Raw genomic sequence first — 18,804 nt, 5'->3', positions numbered from 1 at the left:
GGGTGCGCATGGAGGCGATGCGGCTCATCGAGGCGAGCAGGCACGCACTGGCGCGGAGCCAGGAACCCTCGGACATCGTTGCCGAGGTGTGGCAGTCCCAGGCCCTCGCGCAGGCGATCGGCAGCCGGCTCGCGATCGCAGGGCCTCCGGAGTTACGGGGGGAGGCGCTCGGCCTGAGCGAGGTCGGCGGCAGAGGCTGCGGGGTCCTGGCCGCCCCGGGGCTGGGGACGGAGGGGATCCGGGCGGCGCGGCTCACGGGCCTCGGCCGGCCGCACGACGTGCTGCGGGGGCTCGACGAACTGCTCGGCGATGTGGGGATCGCGCTGGTCGGCGTGGCCATGGGCGCGGACGACGAGGGGGTGTACTGGCAGTGCATGGAAGCGATCGACGCCGCCGACGAGTCGAGGGACCGGGTACTCGAGATGCTGCGCAGGCTCGCGGTGCGCGAACAGAGCCTGCCCGAGCCGGACTCGGCGGCGGGGTCGCCATGATGCGGGGTCGTGCCGGGGGAGTGCCGGTGCCGTCAGAAGCGGCTGGGCTCGTCGTCCGCGGGGGGACGAGGGGCGGAAGGCGTGGTGCCGTCGGCCGTCGTGGACTGCTGCAGATCCGCGTCGAGCTGGGTCAGGTCCGCGTTGAGCGCGGCCATCAGCTCCTCCATCTGCTGGAGCAGGCCCTTGGGTGGGCCATGCTGCTCGGGCACGGACGGTTCGCGCGCGGCCTCCTGCTCGGGTACGGCTTCCTGGGACATGGCGGCCTCCTCGGCCCTCGCCCTCCAGGCTGCGGAGGGCAGCTGATGCAAGCGACGCACCGGCAGCTGCCGTCGGCGCGGGTGCCGGGCGGTCCGGCTCCGCCCGAGCCAACGATCATCTGCGGCGGCGGGTCACTGGGGCGGGGCCACACCGGATGCGGGGTTGACGGAATTTCACCCGGCCGGGGCGGCGCGCGACCGGGGGAGCCGGTGGAGTTGACGGAAGCGCGGCAGGGGTCGACTCCACCGGCACGGCCCGGCCGAGGGGCGGGCGCGGGCGCGGCGCGGTCAGGTCAGCTGCGACATGACCTGCGAGGAGATCAGCTCCAGGTGGTCGAGGTCGTCCAGGTCGAGGATCTGGAGGTACATGCGCTGCGAGCCGACGGCCTGGTAGGCGGCGATCCTCTCCACCACCTCGGCCGGGGAGCCCGCGAGCCCGTTCGCCCTCAGGTCCTCCACCTCGCGTCCGATCGCATCGGCACGGCGCTTCACCTCCGCGTCCGTCTTGCCGACGCAGGCCACCAGGGCGTTGGAGTAGGTGAGGTCGTCGGCGTTGCGGCCGATTTCCTCCGAGGCGGCGCGCACGCGCTTGAACTGCTGCTCGGTATCGGCGAGAGAGGCGAAGGGAATGTTGAACTCGGACGCGTAGCGGGCCGCGAGGGCGGGTGTCCGCTTGGCGCCGTGGCCGCCGATGAGGACGGGCACCTTGGGCTGCGCGGGCTTGGGGAGAGCGGGGGAATCGGAGAGTTGGTAGTAGGTGCCGTCAAAAGTGAAGCGCTCGCCGACCGGGGTCTCCCACAGGCCGGTGACAATGGCGAGTTGTTCCTCCAGGCGCCCGAACTTCTCCTTCGGGAAGGGAATTCCGTACGCGGAGTGCTCTGCCTCGTACCACCCCGAGCCGAGGCCGAGCTCGATGCGGCCGCCCGACATCTGGTCGACCTGCGCGACCTGGATCGCGAGGACGCCGGGCAGCCGGAAGGTGCCCGCGGTCATCAGGGTGCCGAGCCGGATGCGCCGGGTCTCACGGGCCAGTCCGGCGAGGGTGATCCAGGCGTCCGTGGGGCCGGGAAGGCCGTCGGAGGAGCCCATCACGAGGTAGTGGTCGGAGCGGAAGAAGGCGCTGTAGCCGAGGTCGTCGGTGGCCTTGGCGACGCGGAGGAGCGTCTCGTAGGTCGCACCCTGCTGCGGTTCGGTGAAGATTCGAAGGTCCATACAGCTATCTTGCCCGGACGCGCGATGCAGTCTCAGTCGCCCGCAGGCCGTGTTGCGGCTGGTCGCCCCGGCCGCCTGAAGAGCCCGGAGGCTAGGCTTCGGCACTGGTTGTCCGGGCGCGGGGCCCGGGGACGGTGGAGCGGTTGGGGTTGGGGTCGAGATGGTCGCTGGCAGAGTTGTCCGGTTCGACGGCGCGCGGGGGTACGGATTCATCGCCCCGGAGAACGGTGGGGAAGACGTGTTCCTGCACGCCAACGACCTGCTGATCCCGGAGCCCTTGGTGCACACGGGGGCGCGGGTCGAGTTCGAGATCGAGGAGGGTGAGCGCGGGCCCAAGGCATCGTCCGTCCGGCTCCCCACAGGGGCGCAGGCGCAGATGCCAGCGCCGTTCGCGGGCGGCAGGGCCCAGGTGCCGCCGTCCGTCCAGGCGTCGGCCGCCGGGTTCGACGACGGTGAGGAGCCGACCTGCGATGTGCTCAGCGTCGCGGAGTACTCGTTCGAGGTGACCGAGCTGCTCCTGGAGGCGGCTCCGTGGATGACCGGGGAGCAGATCAAGCAGCTCCGCGAGCATCTGGTGCAGCACGGCAGGAGCCATGGCTGGGCGGAGGGCTGACGGGTCACGAGGGGGGCGAAAACCCCTGAGTGAGTCAGTGGTGTTCGCTGTACGGTCTAGAGGCGCGCTGGAGCCGCAACCCGTAAGTTTCCGCAGTTCAGATTGCGTTTCGAGGCATACCCGTGTTCCTGACGATCAGTACCTCCGGTACCCCTGAGAGCCCCGCGACCGACCTCGGGTTCCTGCTGCACAAGCATCCCGACAAGGCCCAGCGGTTCTCCACGTCGTACGGCACCGCGCACGTCCTGTACCCCGAGGCGTCCGTGGAGCGTTGCACCGCCGCGCTGCTGCTCGAGGTGGACCCCGTGGCGCTGGTGCGGCGGGGCAAGGGGAAGGGGCGGGGCGGAGCCCCCGACGCGGCGCTCGCGCAGTATGTGAACGACCGGCCGTACGCCGCTTCCTCGCTGCTCGCCGTGGCGCTGAGCTCGGTGTTCTCCAGCGCCATGCGCGGGGTGTGCAACGCGAGGCCCGAGCGGGCGGCGCAGCCGTTGCCGCTGCACGTCGAGGTGCCCGCGCTGCCGGCGCGTGGCGGCGCGGACCTGGTGCGCAAGCTGTTCGAGCCGCTGGGCTGGACGGTCACGGTGACGCGCGTGCCGCTGGACGAGCAGTTCCCCGAGTGGGGCGACTCGCGGTACGTCCACCTCGTACTGGACGTGCCCGACGGGAAGTTGACCCTCGGGGAGGCGCTTCGGCACCTCTATGTCCTTCTGCCGGTGCTCGACGACGCCAAGCACTACTGGGTCTCGTCGGACGAGGTCGACAAACTGCTGCGTGCCGGTGAGGGCTGGCTCGCGGAGCACCCCGAGCAGAAGGTCATCACCAGCCGCTATCTGGCGCGGCGCTGGGCGCTGACCAGGGAGGCCATGCACCGGCTCGAACTGGTGCGGCTCGCCGACGCGGACGACACGGATGTCGACGACCTCGACAACGCGGTCGACGAGGAAAGCGACACAGAGGAAAAGGCCGTGCCGCTCGCCGTCTCGCGGCGCGAGGCGATACTGGCGGCGCTGGAGGCGGCCGGGGCCGGGCGGGTGCTCGATCTCGGGTGCGGGCAGGGCCAGTTGGTGCAGGCGCTGCTCAAGGACACCCGGTACACCGAGATAGTCGGTGTCGATGTGTCGATGCGGGCGCTGACCATCGCCTCGCGGCGGCTGAAGCTCGACCGCATGGGCGAGCGGCAGGCCGAGCGCGTCAAGCTCTTCCAGGGCTCGCTCGCGTACACCGACAAGCGGCTCAAGGGATATGACGCCGCCGTGCTCAGCGAGGTCATCGAGCACCTCGACGAGGAGCGGCTGCCCGCCCTGGAGTACGCGGTGTTCGGCTCCGCGCGGCCGCGCACCGTGCTCGTGACGACGCCGAACGTCGAGTACAACGTCCGCTGGGAGACGCTCCCCGCCGGGCATGTCCGGCACGGCGACCACCGGTTCGAGTGGACGCGCGAGGAGTTCCGGGGGTGGGCCGGGCAGGTCGCCGAACGGCATGGGTACGGCGTGCAGTTCGTGCCCGTCGGGGACGACGACCCCGAGGTGGGCCCGCCGACCCAGATGGCCGTCTTCACCCAGACCGACAAGACCGACAAGACCGACAAGAACGCGAAGGAGGTGCGGGCGGCATGACGAACGAAACCAGCGACAACAGCAGCAACACAAACAGCGTCGGCACCAGTACAGAAGCCGTGCACGCCGGGCGGGTGTTGCCTGTCACCGACCTCTCCCTCGTCGTCCTCGTCGGCGCCACCGGCTCCGGCAAGTCCACCTTCGGCCGCAAGCACTTCAAGCCCACCGAGGTGCTCTCCAGTGACTTCTGCCGCGGCCTCGTCGCCGACGACGAGAACGACCAGGGCGCGAGCGGCGACGCCTTCGACGTGCTGCACTACATCGCGGGCAAGCGCCTCGCCGCGGGCCGGCGCACCGTCGTCGACGCGACCAACGTGCAGAGCGAGAGCCGCAAGCAGCTGATCGAGCTCGCCAGGCAGTACGACGTCCTGCCCATCGCCATCGTCCTGGACGTGCCCGAGGAGGTCTGCGCCGCGCGCAACGCACAGCGCGCCGACCGGGCCGGCATGCCCCGCCGTGTCATCCAGCGCCACCAGCGCGAACTGCGGCGCTCGCTCAAGCACTTGGAGCGCGAAGGGTTCAGGAAGGTCCACGTCCTCAGGGGAGTGGAGGAGGTCGACCACGCCACCATCGTCACCGAGAAGCGCTACAACGACCTCTCGCACCTCACCGGCCCCTTCGACATCATCGGTGACATCCACGGCTGCTCCGCCGAGCTGGAGACCCTGCTCGGCAAGCTCGGTTACCTCGACGGCACGCACCCCGAAGGGCGTACGGCCGTGTTCGTGGGTGACCTCGTCGACCGCGGCCCGGACTCCCCGGGTGTGCTGCGCCGCGTGATGTCGATGGTCGGTGACGGCAGCGCCCTGTGCGTACCGGGCAACCACGAGAACAAGCTCGGCCGCTACCTCAAGGGCCGCAAGGTCCAGCACACCCACGGACTCGCCGAGACCGTCGAGCAGTTGGAGGCCGAGAGCGAGGAGTTCCGCGCGAGCGTGCGCGAGTTCGTGGACGGCCTCGTCTCGCACTACGTCCTGGACGGGGGCAAGCTCGTCGTCTGCCACGCCGGCCTGCCCGAGAAGTACCACGGGCGTACGTCGGGCCGGGTGCGCTCGCACGCGCTGTACGGGGACACGACCGGCGAGACCGACGAGTTCGGCCTGCCCGTGCGCTACCCGTGGGCGGAGGACTATCGCGGCAGCGCCGCCGTGGTCTACGGCCACACGCCCGTGCCGACCGCGACCTGGCTGAACAACACCATCTGCCTGGACACCGGCGCCGTCTTCGGCGGCAGCCTCACCGCGCTGCGCTGGCCTGAGCGCGAACTGGTCGACGTACCGGCGGAGCGCGTCTGGTACGAACCGGCCAGGCCGCTGCGCACCGAGGCCCCCGGCGGTCACGACGGACGGCCGCTCGACCTGAACGACGTGCACGGCCGCCGCGCCGTGGAGACCTGTCACGCCGGACGGGTCGCGGTGCGCGAGGAGAACGCGGCGGCGGCCCTGGAGGTCATGAGCCGGTTCGCCGTCGACCCGAGGCTCCTTCCGTACCTCCCGCCGACGATGGCGCCCACCGCGACATCGCAGCGTGAGGGCTATCTGGAGCACCCGGCCGAGGCCTTCGCGTCGTACGCCGCCGACGGGGTCGGCCGGGTCGTGTGCGAGGAGAAGCACATGGGCTCGCGTGCCGTGGCCCTGGTGTGCCGCGACGCGGACGTGGCCCGCGAGCGCTTCGGCGTGGACGGCCCGACCGGCTCGCTCTGCACCCGCACGGGCCGCCCCTTCCTGGACGACGCGAAGGTGACCGAGGAGATACTCGGCCGCCTGCGCACAGCCGTCACCGAGGCGGGCCTGTGGCAGGAACTGGACACTGACTGGCTGCTGCTCGACGCGGAGTTGATGCCGTGGTCGCTGAAGGCGTCCGGCCTGCTGCGCACGCAGTACGCGGCCGTGGGTGCCGCGGCCGGAGCCGTCTTCCCCGGCGCGATCGCCGCCCTGGAAGCGGCGGCGGCGCGTGGCGTGGAAATCGGCGGGCTTCTGGCCAAGCAGCGGGAACGAGCCGTGGACGCGGCCGCGTTCACGGATGCCTACCGCCGGTACTGCTGGCCGACCGAGGGACTGGAGGGCGTGCGTCTCGCGCCGTTCCAGATCCTGGCCGTCCAGGGCCGCAGCCTCGCCGCTCTCCCGCACGACGCTCAGCTCGGCCTGATCGACCGCATGGTGGAGCACGACGGCACCGGACTGCTCCAGACCACCCGGCGGCTCTATGTCGACACGGGCGACGAGGCATCGGTCCAGGCAGGCATCGACTGGTGGCTGGAGATGACCAGCCGCGGCGGCGAGGGCATGGTCGTCAAGCCGGTCGAGGCGCTGGTCAGGGACGCGAAGGGCAGGATCGTGCAGCCCGGCATCAAGTGCCGGGGACGCGAGTACCTCCGGATCATCTACGGCCCGGAGTACACCCGCCCCGACCACCTCGACAAGCTGCGGGGCCGTTTCCTGGGCCACAAGCGCTCGCTGGCGATCCGTGAGTACGCCCTCGGCCTTGAGGCCCTGGACCGCCTCGCGGCGGGCGAACCGCTGTGGCGCGTGCACGAGGCGGTGTTCGCGGTCCTGGCCCTTGAGTCGGAGCCGGTGGACCCGCGGCTCTAGCCGACAAGACCCGGGCTTCGGCCGACGAGACCCGGGGTTTGGTCAACGACGGGCGTCGGCCGTCCGGCAGGGGAAAGATGGACTCCATGGGATTCCATGTCGACTCCGAGGCCGGGCGGCTGCGCCGCGTGATCCTGCACCGCCCTGATCTGGAGCTCAAGCGGCTCACGCCGACCAACAAGGACGCGTTGCTCTTCGACGACGTCCTGTGGGTCCGCAGGGCCCGCCAGGAACATGACGGATTCGCCGACGTGCTGCGCGACCGCGGGGTGGCCGTCCACCTCTTCGGCGACCTGCTGACCGAGGCGATGGACGTGCCCGGGGCGCGCCTGCTCGTGCTCGACCGGGTCTTCGACGAGAAGGAGTACGGCCCGCTGGCGACGGATCATCTGCGGGCCGCGTTCGAGACGTTGCCGTCCGCCGAGCTCGCCGAGGCGCTGATCGGCGGGATGACGAAGCGGGAGTTCCTCGAGCGCCACCCCGAGCCGACGTCCGTGCGCTTCCACTGCATGGACCTGGACGACTTCCTGCTCGGTCCGCTGCCCAACCACCTCTTCACGCGCGACACCTCGGCGTGGATATACGACGGTGTCTCCATCAACGCGATGCGCTGGCCCGCGCGGCAGCGCGAGACCGTGCACTTCGAGGCGATCTACCAGCACCACCCGCTCTTCCGCGCGGAGGAATTCCACACGTGGTCACAGGGGCAGTCGGACTACCCCTCCACCATCGAGGGCGGCGACGTCCTGGTGATCGGCCGGGGCGCGGTCCTCATCGGCATGAGCGAACGCACCACGCCGCAGGCGGTCGAGATGCTCGCGCACAAGCTCTTCGCGGCGGGCTCGGCGCAGACGATCGTGGCCCTGGACATGCCGAAGAGACGCGCGTTCATGCATCTCGACACGGTGATGACGATGGTCGACAGCGACACCTTCACGCAGTACGCGGGCCTGGGCATGCTGCGCTCGTACACCATCGAGCCGGGCGTCGACGGGCGGGAGCTGAAGGTCACCGACCATCCGCCCGAGCACATGCACCGGGCGATCGCGGCGGCCCTCGGGCTGCCCGGCATCCGCGTCCTCACCGCCACGCAGGACGTGCACGCGGCCGAGCGGGAGCAGTGGGACGACGGCTGCAACGTGCTGGCGGTCGAGCCGGGCGTCGTCGTGGCGTACGAGAGGAACTCGACGACGAACACGCATCTGCGCAAGGAGGGCATCGAGGTCATCGAGATCAGGGGCAGTGAGCTGGGGCGCGGCCGGGGCGGTCCGCGGTGCATGAGCTGTCCGGTGCAGCGGGACGCCGTCGACTAGCCTGTATAGAAATGTGGAGCGTCGTATAGACTTCCAGTGTCCCCGTACGCGTAACCCTGGAGCGCCATCATGGCCATCGACCTCACCGGCCGCCACTTCCTCAAGGAGCTGGACTTCACCGCCGAGGAGTTCCGCGGCCTGATCGATCTTGCCGCCGAGCTGAAGGCGGCCAAGAAGGCGGGGACCGAGACGCAGCGGCTGCGCGGCAAGAACATCGCGCTGATCTTCGAGAAGTCCTCCACGCGGACGCGCTGCTCCTTCGAGATCGCCGCCGCCGACCAGGGCGCGTCGACGACGTACCTCGACCCGGCCGGGTCCCACATCGGCAGCAAGGAGTCCGTGAAGGACACCGCCCGGGTGCTCGGCCGGATGTTCGACGCCATCGAGTTCCGCGGCGACGCCCAGTCGACGGTCGAGGAGCTCGGCGCCCACGCGGGCGTGCCCGTCTACAACGGCCTGACCGACGACTGGCACCCCACCCAGATGCTCGCAGACATGCTCACGATGACCGAGCACTGCGCGAAGCCCCTCACCGAGATCGCCTTCGCCTACCTCGGTGACGCCCGCCTCAACATGGGCAACTCGTACCTGGTCACCGCGGCGCTCCTCGGCATGGACGTGCGCATCGTGGCGCCGAAGGCCTACTGGCCCGCCGACGAGATCGTCGCCCGGGCCCGTGAGCTCGCCGAGGGCAGCGGCGCGCGGATCACGCTCAGCGAGGACGTCACCGAGGGCGTCGCCGGCGCCGACTTCGTCGTGACCGATGTCTGGGTCTCCATGGGCGAGCCCAAGGAGGTGTGGGACGAGCGCATAGCGGCGCTCGCGCCGTACGCCGTGACCATGGACGTCCTGCGGGCCACGGGCAACGCCGACGTGAAGTTCATGCACTGCCTCCCGGCCTTCCACGACCTGGGCACGCAGGTCGGCCGCGAGATCCACGCCCGGCACAGACTAAGCTCTCTCGAGGTCACCGACGAGGTCTTCGAGTCGGCGCACTCCGTCGTCTTCGACGAGGCCGAGAACCGCCTGCACACCATCAAGGCAGTCCTCGTCGCCACGCTCGCCTGAAACCGGAAAGCTCACGGGCGGGGCCGGGGAACACCTTCCCCCGGCCCCGCTTCTTCGCGGCCCACCCCGCCGCTCGCACAGCACCACCTGAAATGAGAACCACCGCATGCGCTCGACCGGTCCGGCAGGACTCCGCATCAAGTCCCCCGAACTCCTCGTCGCCGAATCGGGCGCCGACCTGGAAGGCCACGGCCTCAAGCGCACGATGGGCCTGTTCCAGCTCGTGTGCTTCGGTGTCGGCGCGATCGTCGGCACCGGCATCTTCGTCGGTCTCTCCGACAGCGTCGCCGAGGCGGGCCCCGCGGTTGCCGTCTCGTACCTCCTGGCCGCCATCACCTGCATCTTCACCGCCTTCTCGTTCGCCGAGCTGGGCGGCGCGATCCCGGTCTCCGGCAGCTCGTACTCGTTCGCGTACGCCTCGCTCGGCGAGCGCACGGCGTTCCTCGTCGGGTGGTGCCTGCTCCTGGAGTACGGCGTCTCGGTGTCCGCCGTGGCGGTGGGCTGGAGCCAGTACCTGAACGAGCTGCTCGAAAGCCTCACCGGCTGGCACCTGCCCGACGCGCTGTCCGCCGGACCCGGCGAGGGCGGCGTCGTGAACCTGCCCGCCGTGGTCGTGATCCTGCTGGCCGCCGTGCTCCTCGTTCGCGGCATCCGGGAGAGCGCGCGGGCGACGGCCGCCATGGCCATGCTCAAGATCGGGATTCTGCTGCTGTTCCTCGCGATCGCGTTCACCGCGTTCAAGGCCGGCAACCTCACGCCCTTCGCGGGCGCCGGAGCCTCCGGCATCACCGCGGGCGCCTCGCTCGCCTTCTTCTCGTTCATCGGCTTCGACGCGATCACCACGGCGGGCGAAGAGGTCAAGAACCCCCGCCGGAACATCCCGATCGCCATCCTGATCTGCATCGGAGTCGCCACGCTGCTGTACGTGGCCGTGGCCCTCGGGGCCATCGGCGCGCTGGGCGCGGACGCGGTGGCCGACAAGCCCGCCGCGCTCTCGCTGGTCGTCAACCAGGTCACCGACTCGGCGGTCGGCGGCGGGATCATCGCCTTCGGCGCGGTCGTGGCCATCGCGTCCGTCGTCCTCGCCGTGATGTACGGGCAGACCCGCATCCTGATGTCGATGTCCCGCGACGGGCTCATCCCGCGTGTCTTCGAGCGGGTGTCGCCGAAGACGTCGACGCCGGTCGCCAACACCTGGATCGTCGCCGCGGTCTTCGCCGTCCCGGCCGCCTTCTCGTCGCTCGACGTGGTGGTCAACCTGACGACGATCGGCACGCTGGCGATCATGGTCGTGGTGAATGTCGCGGTGCTCGCGCTGCGCCGCTCGGCGCCGGAGCTGAAGCGCACCTTCCGGGTGCCGCTCTACCCGGTGAGCCCGGTCCTGGGCGTGGGCTTCTGCCTCTACCTGATCTGGGGGACGGGCTGGACGACGTGGGTGCAGTTCGCCGTGTTCCTGGTCGTGGGCTCCCTGGTGTACGCGCTGTACGGGCGCCGTCACTCCCGGCTCGGCAAGGCCGCGGAGGCCGAGCCGGCTACGCCGCGGGGAGCGTGAACCAGACCGCCTTGCCGGAGCTGGTCGGGCGGTGACCGCAGGACGAGCTGAGGGTGCGGATCAGGAGCAGGCCGCGTCCGTGCTCCTGCCAGGGGTCCGGCTCGCTCATCGGTGCGGGATCGCTGAGGTCGCCGGGCGGCTGCGGGTTCGAGTCGTGGACCTCGACCTGGCAGCCGGTCGGCAGGAGCTCGATGACGAGCTCTATCGGGTCGTGCCCCGAGGTGTGCTCCACCGCGTTGGCCACCAGCTCGGCCGTGAGCAGCTCGGCCGTGTCGCTGTCGGCGGGCGACTCGATCTCCAGGAGCGCGGTACGCACCAGCGCGCGGGCGATCGGTACCGCCGCGGTGGTGTGCGGCAGCGCGATGCGCCACGAGGTGGGAGCGGAGGGTTCGGGCAAGGCGTGTCCGTTCAGGGCAGCAGGCGATCCTGCTTTCAACCGTACGAATCTTAAGCGCTATGTCGACAGGGTCGACGGTCGGGCATTTCCGGGACGTCCGGCCCTGAGGTTCCTCATGTGAAAAGACGTGCATATCAAGATTTAAGTTCCCACCGGGGTCTGTGAGGCACGTCGTTTATCGCGTGCTCGTGACGACAGTCACGGATGGGTGATAACTTCGAGAGGCAACGAGAACTTCACGAGCTGGACCGCCGCCGCCCCTACCGAGGAGGCCGCACGTCGCCATGAGTCCCTTCACCGGCTCCGCCCCCCGCACCCCCGACTGGCAGCACCTGCGCTTCGAGGTCGACGACGGGGTCGCCACGGTCACCCTCGCCCGCCCCGACAAGCTGAACGCGCTCACCTTCGGGGCCTACGCCGACCTGCGCGATCTCCTGGCCGAGCTGTCCCGCGACAAGTCCGTGCGCGCCCTGGTGCTCGGCGGGGAGGGGCGCGGCTTCTGCTCGGGCGGTGACGTCGACGAGATCATCGGCGCGACCCTCGGCATGGACACCGCGCAGCTGCTCGACTTCAACCGCATGACGGGACAGGTCGTCCGTGCCATCCGCGAGTGCCCCTTCCCGGTGGTCACCGCCGTGCACGGGGTGGCGGCGGGCGCGGGCGCCGTGCTGGCCCTCGCGTCTGACTTCCGGGTGGCGGACCCCTCGGCGCGGTTCTCCTTCCTCTTCACGCGGGTCGGTCTGTCGGGCGGCGACATGGGGGCGGCGTACCTCCTGCCCCGCGTCGTCGGACTCGGCCACGCCACCCGCATCCTGATGCTGGGCGACCCGGTGCGCGCCCCCGAGGCCGAACGGATCGGCCTGATCAGCGAGTTGACGGACGAGGGCAAGGCCCCCGAGGCCGCCCAGGCCCTGGCCCGTCGCCTCGCCGACGGCCCCGCCCTGGCCTACGCGCAGACCAAGGCTCTGCTGACCTCCGAACTGGACATGCCCCTTGCCGCCGCCGTGGAGCTGGACGCGGCGACCCAGGCCCTCCTGATGACCGGCGAGGACTACAAGGAATTCCACGCGGCGTTCACGGAGAAGCGCCCGCCCAAGTGGCAGGGGCGCTGACGATGACAGCCACCGGCCAGCCAACGGCCCACCGGATCGCCGTCATCGGTGGTGGCCCCGGCGGGCTCTACGCCGCGGCGCTCCTCAAGCGTCTCGACCCGGAGCGCGAGATCACCGTCTGGGAGCGCAACGCCCCGGACGACACCTTCGGCTTCGGGGTCGTCCTATCGGACGAGACGCTCGGCGGCATCGAGCACGCCGACCCCGTCGTCTATGCCGCGCTCCAGGCGGAGTTCGTGCGCTGGGACGAGATCGACATCGTGCACCGGGGGAGCCGGCACACCTCGGGCGGGCACGGCTTCGCGGCGCTCGGGCGGCGCAGGCTGCTCGGCATCCTGCACGAGCGGTGCCGGGAGCTCGGCGTCGACCTGCGCTTTCGCGCCGAGGCGCCGCCCGCCGCCGAGCTCTCCGCCGCGTACGACCTGGTGATCGCGGCGGACGGCGTGCACAGCCTCACGCGCGAGGCGCACGCCGAAGCCTTCGGTCCGAGCGTCGAGACGCACCGCTGCCGCTACATCTGGCTGGCCGCCGACTTCGCCTTCGACGCCTTCCGCTTCGAGATCGCCGAGACCGAGCACGGCGTGATGCAGCTGCACGGCTATCCGTTCACCACGGCGGGCACCGGCGACTCCACCGGTCAGTCCACCGTCATCGTCGAGATGCGCGAAGAGGTGTGGGAGGCGGCCGGGTTCGCGGAGCTCGACGAGCGCGAGTCGACCGAACGCTGCGCCAAGATCTTCGCCGACGCGCTCGACGGCCGGTCCCTGCGCGGCAACAAGTCCACCTGGATCAACTTCCGCACGGTCGTCAACAAGCGCTGGTCCCACGGGAACACGGTGCTGCTCGGCGACGCCGCCCACACCGCCCACTTCTCCATCGGCTCCGGCACCAAGCTCGCCGTCGAGGACGCGCTCGCGCTGGTCGCCTGCCTCCAGGAGCAGCCCGGCATCCCCGAGGCCCTCGCCGCGTACGAGACGGAGCGCCGTCCCGTCGTCGAGTCCACGCAGCGCGCGGCCCGCGCGAGCCTGGAGTGGTTCGAGCGGCTCCCGGACTACCTCGGCCAGCCGCCGCGCCAGTTCGCCTTCAACCTGCTCACCCGCAGCCGCCGCGTCACCCACGACAACCTCCGGCTGCGCGACGCCCGCTTCACCGAGTCCGTCGAGCGCGAGTTCGGCTGCCCGGACGGCACGCCGCCGATGTTCACGCCCTTCCGCCTGCGCGACCTCACCCTGCGCAACCGCGTGGTCGTGTCCCCCATGGACATGTACTCCGCGGTGGACGGCGTCCCCGGCGACTTCCACCTCGTCCACCTGGGCGCACGGGCACTCGGCGGCGCGGGCCTGGTCATGACCGAGATGGTGTGCGTCAGCGAGCGCGGCCGCATCACGCCGGGCTGCGCCGGCCTCTACACCGACGGACAAGCCGAGGCCTGGCGCCGGATCACCGACTTCGTGCACGCGCAGGCGCCGGGCACCGCGATCGGCGTCCAGCTCGGCCACTCGGGACGCAAGGGCTCGACGAGACTGATGTGGGAGGGCATCGACGAACCCCTCGACGAGGGCAACTGGCCGCTGGTCGCGCCGTCACCCCTCCCGTACAAGGCGAACAGTCAGCGCCCGCACGAGCTGGACCGGACCGGGCTCACCGAGATCCGCGAGCAGTTCACCGACGCTGCCCGGCGGGCCGAGCGCGGCGGGTTCGACCTCCTCGAACTGCACTGCGCGCACGGCTACCTGCTCTCGGGCTTCCTCTCGCCGCTGACCAATCACCGGACGGACGAGTACGGCGGCTCCCTGACGAACCGGCTGCGCTTCCCCCTCGAAGTCTTCGACGCGATACGGGACGTGTGGCCCGCGTCCCGACCCATGACCGTCCGCGTCTCCGCGACCGACTGGGCCGACGGCGGCACCACGGCGGACGACGCCGTCGGGATCGCCCGCGCCTTCGCCGAGCACGGCGCCGACGCCATCGACGTCTCCACGGGCCAGGTCGTCTCCGACGAACGCCCCGCGTACGGCCGCTCCTACCAGACCCCGTTCGCCGACCGCATCCGCAACGAGACCGGCGTCCCCGTCCTCACCGTCGGCGCCATCTCCTCCTGGGACGACGTCAACTCGCTGATCCTGGCGGGCCGTACGGACCTGTGCGCGCTCGCACGCCCGCATCTGTACGACCCGCACTGGACCCTGCACGCGGCGGCCGAACAGGGGTACGCGGGACCGGGCGTCAGCTGGCCCGTGCAGTACGGCGCGGGCAGCCGCCGCCCGCAGACGGGCCGCACGGACGCACCCAAGCCCCGCCTCACGCTGGGGAGTTGACCCTCACGCCGGGGAGTCGACGAACCCCGCTCCCGCGTCCCGCAGCCGTCCGTCGAGTGCCGTGAACACCTCGGCGGAACGGTCGCCGGGCCACCCGTCCGGCAGGAGTTCCCCGGGCAGGCCCGGATCGGCGTACGGCAGCCGACGCCAGGAGTCCAGGGCGAGGAGATAGTCGCGGTACGCCTCGTCCGCCGGGGTGTCCGTGCGCCCCTGCCAGGCCCTGAGCACCGGTTCGTGCCGGTCGAGGAACGCCTCGTGTTCCTTGGCGATGGAGGACAGGTCCCACCAGCGGGCCACGGCCTCCGCCGTCGCCGCGAAACCGAGGTGCTCGCCCCGGAACAGGTCGACGTACGAGGCGAGTTGGAGGCGCTCCAGGGTGTGCCTGGTCTCTTCGTAGAGGTGCGCCGGGGCGATCCACACCCCCGGAGCGGCCGTCCCGAAGCCGAGTCCGGCGAGGCGCGAGCGCAGCACGTGCCGCTTCTGGCGCTCGGACTCCGGCACCGAGAAGACGGCGAGCACCCAGCCGGCGTCCTGCCGCGCGGCCGGGGGAGAGGCGTAGATGCGCCGGTCGCCGTCCTCCAGGAGCTGCCGCGCGTCCGGCGACAGGGCGTACCCCGCCGCGCCCGCCGCCGTCCGCGCGGGGACGAGGAGGCCGCGCCGCTTGAGCCGGGACACGGACGAGCGCACGGACGGGGCGTCCACGCCGACCGGGGCGAGGAGCCTGACCAGCTCGGCGACGGGCACCGGGCCGGGGGCCGCGCGCCCGTAGGCGCCGTAGAAGGTGACGATCAGGGACCGTGGAGTGTGCTGCTCGGACACGTGATCACTCTACGGTCCCGGGCTCCCGCAGCCGGAACCGTTGCAGCTTGCCTGTCGCGGTGCGTGGCAGCGCGTCCAGGTAGACGATCTCGCGCGGGCACTTGTACGGCACGAGCTCGCCCTTCACGAACTCGCGCAGCCGGTCCGGGTCCCGGTCGGCGCCCGCGCGCACGACGACGTAGGCGACGACCTTCTGTCCGCGCAGCTCGTCGGGGAGGCCCACGACGGCGGTCTCCAAGACGTCGGGGTGGCGCATGAGCGCCTCCTCGACCTCGGGGCCCGCGATGTTGTACCCGGCCGAGATGATCATGTCGTCCGCGCGGGCCACGTAGGTGAAGTAGCCGTCGGCGTCGCGGACGTAGGTGTCCCCGGTGACGTTCCAGCCGTGGCGTACGTACTGAAGCTGTCGCTCGTCGCCCAGATAGCGGCAGCCGACAGGGCCGCGCACGGCGAGCAGACCGGGCTCGCCGTCCGGCACCGGGGCACCCGAGTCGTCGACCACGCGCGCGTGCCAGCCCGGGACGGGGCGGCCCGTGGTGCCGGGGCGGATCGCCTCGTCGGCGGCGGAGATGAAGATGTGCAGGAGCTCCGTGGCGCCGATGCCGTTGATGATGCGGTGCCCGGTGCGCTCGTGCCAGGCCTGCCAGGTGGCGGCGGGCAGGTTCTCGCCCGCGGAGACGCACCGCCGCAGGGTGGAGACGTCCGGGGCGTCCGGCTTGCCCAGCTCGTCGAGCATCGCGCGGTAGGCGGTCGGCGCCGTGAACAGCACCGTCACGCCGTGCTCGGCTATCGCGGGCAGCAGCTGCCTGGGCCCCGACTGTTCCAGCAGCAGGGAGGAGGCGCCGACCCGCAGCGGGAAGATGACGAGGCCGCCGAGCCCGAAGGTGAATCCCAGCGGCGGGCTGCCCGCGAACACGTCGTCGGGGCCCGGCTTCAGCACATGGCGCGCGAAGGTGTCGGCGATGGCGAGCACGTCACGGTGAAAGTGCATGCAGCCCTTGGGGCGGCCGGTTGTGCCGGACGTGAAGGCGATGAGGGCGACGTCGTCGGCGGACGTGGCGACGGGTTCGTAGACCTCCGGCTGCCGGGCGGCACGCGCCGTCAGGTCGTCGTCCCCCTCCCCGCCGAAGGTGGTGACGCCGAGCCCGGGAATCCCGGCCTTGACCAGGTCGTCCACGGCGCGGGCGTCGCAGAGGGCGTGGCGGACCTCGGCGATCTCGCAGATCGTGGCCAGTTCGTTCGGGCGCTGCTGGGCCAGGACGGTGACCGCGACCGCGCCCGCCTTCATCACCGCGAGCCAGCAGGCCGCGAGCCAGGGGGTGGTGGGGCCGCGCAGCAGGACGCGCTGGCCGGGCCGTACGTCGAGCTCGCCGGTCAGGACGTGCGCGATCCGGTCGACGTGGCGCCGCAGCTCGTCGTACGTCCACACGTCGCCGGAGCCCGAGCGGAACGCGGGCCGGTCGCCGCCGAACCGCTCCACCGTGTGGTCCAGGAGTTCGGCGCCGCAGTTGAGGCGATCGGGGTAGTGCAGCTCGGGCCGGTCGTGGACGAACGCGGGCCACTGCTCCGGCGGCGGGAGATGATCCCGGGCGAAGGTGTCCACGTGGGCCGATGGGTGGAGTCGGAGTGCACTCTTGGCGTCCACAGTGGGTCGCCCCCTTGCCGTTCGGGCTTGTGGTGAGCTCGCGCAACGAGCGTATCGTGTTGGTGACGACAGTCAACGGTGCGCGATAGAGGAGGGGCCCGGCATGACGGCATTCTCGCTCAATCCGGAACAAACGGCCTGGTGTGCGGAGCTGCGTACCCTCGCGGAGGAGCGGTTGCGCCCGCTGGCGGAAAAGGGTGAGCCGGGGCGCGTGAACCGGCCGCTTGTGGAGGCGCTGGGGGAACTGGGACTCCTTGACCGGCTGTTCGCGGGGGAGGGGGCCGGTCCCGCATCCCGCGCGCCGCACGCCACATCGGGCGCCCTGGGGCTCTGCCTCCTGCGCGAGTCCCTCGCCTACGCCTGCACGGAGGCCGAGACCGCGCTCGCCCTGCAGGGGCTCGGCGCGCACCCCGTGGCCGCGTTCGGCTCCGCGCGTCAGCGCGAACAGTGGCTCGCGCCCGCCCGTGCGGGGCGTGCGATCGCCGCCTTCGCGCTCTCCGAGCCCGGGGCGGGCTCGGACGCCGCCGCGCTCGCGCTGAGCGCCGCACCGGACGGGCCGTCCGCCTGGCGGCTCACCGGCGAGAAGTGCTGGATCTCGAACGCCCCCGAAGCCGACTTCTACACCGTCTTCGCCCGTACGACCCCCGGCGCCGGCGCCCGTGGCGTCACCGCCTTCCTCGTGCCCGCCGACCGCGCGGGCCTCACCGGCACGCCCCTGGACATGCTCTCCCCGCACCCGATCGGCGCCCTCGCCTTCGACGGCGTGACCGTCACCGGCGAGGACGTGCTCGGCGAACCCGACCGCGGCTTCCGTGTCGCCATGACCACCCTCAACCGCTTCCGCCCCAGCGTCGGCGCCTTCGCGGTCGGCATGGCGGCCGCCGCTCTGGACGCGACGCTCGCGCACACCGCTGAACGCGACGCGTTCGGGGGCAAGTTGAAGGATCTCCAGGCGGTGGCCCACCAGGTCGCGGAGATGGCCACCCGGACCGAGGCGGCCCGCCTCATGGTGCACGCGGCAGCCGCCGCGTACGACCGCGGCGAACCGGACATCGCCCGACGCGCCGCGATGGCCAAGCTCCTTGCCACGGAGACGGCGCAGTACGTCGTGGACGCGGCGGTCCAACTGCACGGCGCGCGCGCCTTGCAGCGGGGGCACTTGCTGGAGCACCTCTACCGGGAGGTGCGGGCGCCGCGCATCTACGAAGGTGCCAGTGAGGTCCAACGAACCATCATCGCCAAGGAGTTATACGCAGCTCAGCAGTCCGCCGTTCACCCCACGTCCCGGCCCGCCACCCCCGAGGAGCCCACCGCATGAGCCTCGAACGCGTCAACCCCGCCGAACTCTCCCCGCCCACCGGCTTCTCGCACGCCGTCACCGTCACCGGCGGTCGCCTCGTCTTCCTCGCGGGCCAGACCGCGCTCGACGGAGACGGCAAGGTCACCGGCACCACCCTGCCCGAGCAGTTCGAGCGCGCGCTCACCAACCTCCTCACCGCCCTGCACCACGCGGGCGGCACCCCGGCCGACCTCGCCCGCGTCACCGTCTACGCCACGGACGTCGCGGACTACCGCGCCCAGGCGGCCCAACTGGGCGGCATCTGGCGGAGGTTGGCGGGCCGCGACTATCCCGCCATGGCGGTGATCGGCACGGTCCGCCTCTGGGACGAGGAGTGCCTGGTGGAACTGGACGGGGTGGCGGTCATCGACTGATCCGCATGGCGCGGGCCGGTGGGGGCTTGTCGCGCAGTTCCCCGCGCCCCTGAAGGGGCGCCCAGGCGTCTGCCGGGTGGGTGTGGT

The 18,804-nt window shown here is 71.4% G+C and carries 16 protein-coding genes; 11 read left to right on the top strand and 5 right to left on the bottom strand.

Going from position 1 to position 18,804, the window contains the following annotated elements; genetic code table 11:
* The first annotated feature begins 8 nt into the window (after positions 1 to 8).
* The gene (locus AB0I66_RS23595; protein WP_363209897.1) at positions 9 to 491 is read left to right on the top strand and encodes a DUF6099 family protein; all 483 of its coding nucleotides are present in this window, start codon (positions 9 to 11) and stop codon (positions 489 to 491) included.
* A gap of 32 nt (positions 492 to 523) precedes the next feature.
* Here the strand turns inward: AB0I66_RS23595 and AB0I66_RS23590 are convergent, their stop codons facing one another.
* Together AB0I66_RS23590 and AB0I66_RS23585 are read right to left on the bottom strand one after the other, a co-directional pair.
* Positions 524 to 748: a hypothetical protein gene (locus tag AB0I66_RS23590; RefSeq protein ID WP_363209896.1), complete on the bottom strand. Its 225-nt coding sequence runs from the start codon at positions 746 to 748 to the stop codon at positions 524 to 526.
* Between the two features lie 288 nt (positions 749 to 1,036).
* The gene (locus AB0I66_RS23585; RefSeq protein ID WP_363209895.1) at positions 1,037 to 1,960 is read right to left on the bottom strand and encodes an LLM class F420-dependent oxidoreductase; all 924 of its coding nucleotides are present in this window, start codon (positions 1,958 to 1,960) and stop codon (positions 1,037 to 1,039) included.
* Between the two features lie 160 nt (positions 1,961 to 2,120).
* Between AB0I66_RS23585 and AB0I66_RS23580 the strand changes: the two genes are divergently transcribed.
* The 6 genes from AB0I66_RS23580 (at position 2,121) to AB0I66_RS23555 (ending at position 10,713) form a co-directional block, all read left to right on the top strand.
* The gene (locus AB0I66_RS23580; RefSeq protein ID WP_363209894.1) at positions 2,121 to 2,573 is read left to right on the top strand and encodes a cold shock domain-containing protein; all 453 of its coding nucleotides are present in this window, start codon (positions 2,121 to 2,123) and stop codon (positions 2,571 to 2,573) included.
* A gap of 122 nt (positions 2,574 to 2,695) precedes the next feature.
* A complete protein-coding gene (locus AB0I66_RS23575; protein ID WP_363209893.1) occupies positions 2,696 to 4,189 on the top strand; it encodes a 3' terminal RNA ribose 2'-O-methyltransferase Hen1 in 1,494 nt (497 codons plus the stop codon).
* Entirely contained in the window at positions 4,186 to 6,780 is a 2,595-nt protein-coding gene (locus tag AB0I66_RS23570) for a polynucleotide kinase-phosphatase (protein ID WP_363209892.1), read from the top strand. The genes AB0I66_RS23575 and AB0I66_RS23570 overlap by 4 nt, the downstream gene beginning before the upstream one ends.
* An 86-nt stretch (positions 6,781 to 6,866) precedes the next feature.
* A complete protein-coding gene (locus AB0I66_RS23565) occupies positions 6,867 to 8,093 on the top strand; it encodes an arginine deiminase (protein ID WP_363209891.1) in 1,227 nt (408 codons plus the stop codon).
* 69 nt (positions 8,094 to 8,162) lie between these two features.
* Entirely contained in the window at positions 8,163 to 9,161 is a 999-nt protein-coding gene (gene argF, locus AB0I66_RS23560; RefSeq protein WP_363209890.1) for an ornithine carbamoyltransferase, read from the top strand.
* Between the two features lie 106 nt (positions 9,162 to 9,267).
* Positions 9,268 to 10,713: an amino acid permease gene (locus tag AB0I66_RS23555; protein WP_363209889.1), complete on the top strand. Its 1,446-nt coding sequence runs from the start codon at positions 9,268 to 9,270 to the stop codon at positions 10,711 to 10,713.
* Here the strand turns inward: AB0I66_RS23555 and AB0I66_RS23550 are convergent.
* Positions 10,694 to 11,110: an ATP-binding protein gene (locus AB0I66_RS23550; protein WP_363209888.1), complete on the bottom strand. Its 417-nt coding sequence runs from the start codon at positions 11,108 to 11,110 to the stop codon at positions 10,694 to 10,696. The two genes, AB0I66_RS23555 and AB0I66_RS23550, sit on opposite strands and share 20 nt — an antisense overlap.
* A 284-nt stretch (positions 11,111 to 11,394) precedes the next feature.
* Between AB0I66_RS23550 and AB0I66_RS23545 the strand changes: the two genes are divergently transcribed.
* On the top strand, positions 11,395 to 12,222 hold the full coding sequence (locus AB0I66_RS23545) for an enoyl-CoA hydratase family protein (protein WP_363209887.1): 828 nt from the start codon (positions 11,395 to 11,397) through the stop codon (positions 12,220 to 12,222).
* Positions 12,223 to 12,224: 2 nt separating this feature from the next.
* On the top strand, positions 12,225 to 14,540 hold the full coding sequence (locus AB0I66_RS23540) for a bifunctional salicylyl-CoA 5-hydroxylase/oxidoreductase (RefSeq protein WP_363209886.1): 2,316 nt from the start codon (positions 12,225 to 12,227) through the stop codon (positions 14,538 to 14,540).
* A gap of 3 nt (positions 14,541 to 14,543) precedes the next feature.
* On the opposite strand, the gene AB0I66_RS23535 is transcribed toward AB0I66_RS23540, so the two are convergent.
* Together AB0I66_RS23535 and AB0I66_RS23530 are read right to left on the bottom strand one after the other, a co-directional pair.
* Positions 14,544 to 15,359, bottom strand: coding sequence for a PaaX family transcriptional regulator C-terminal domain-containing protein (locus tag AB0I66_RS23535; RefSeq protein WP_363209885.1), 816 nt, complete (start codon positions 15,357 to 15,359; stop codon positions 14,544 to 14,546).
* A 4-nt stretch (positions 15,360 to 15,363) separates the two neighbouring features.
* Positions 15,364 to 17,004, bottom strand: a complete 1,641-nt coding sequence (locus AB0I66_RS23530) for an AMP-binding protein (RefSeq protein WP_363209884.1) — start codon at positions 17,002 to 17,004, stop codon at positions 15,364 to 15,366.
* A 103-nt stretch (positions 17,005 to 17,107) separates the two neighbouring features.
* Between AB0I66_RS23530 and AB0I66_RS23525 the strand changes: the two genes are divergently transcribed.
* Together AB0I66_RS23525 and AB0I66_RS23520 are read left to right on the top strand one after the other, a co-directional pair.
* Positions 17,108 to 18,322: an acyl-CoA dehydrogenase family protein gene (locus tag AB0I66_RS23525; protein WP_363209883.1), complete on the top strand. Its 1,215-nt coding sequence runs from the start codon at positions 17,108 to 17,110 to the stop codon at positions 18,320 to 18,322.
* Positions 18,319 to 18,717: a RidA family protein gene (locus AB0I66_RS23520; protein ID WP_363209882.1), complete on the top strand. Its 399-nt coding sequence runs from the start codon at positions 18,319 to 18,321 to the stop codon at positions 18,715 to 18,717. Before AB0I66_RS23525 ends, AB0I66_RS23520 begins: the two co-directional genes overlap by 4 nt.
* Positions 18,718 to 18,804 lie beyond the last annotated feature (87 nt).

The sequence above is a fragment of the Streptomyces sp. NPDC050439 genome (genome assembly GCF_040655335.1).
In the GTDB taxonomy this organism is placed as follows: domain Bacteria; phylum Actinomycetota; class Actinomycetes; order Streptomycetales; family Streptomycetaceae; genus Streptomyces.
Note: the sequence above shows the minus strand (reverse complement) of the source record. Positions and strands in the feature narration are given on the sequence as shown.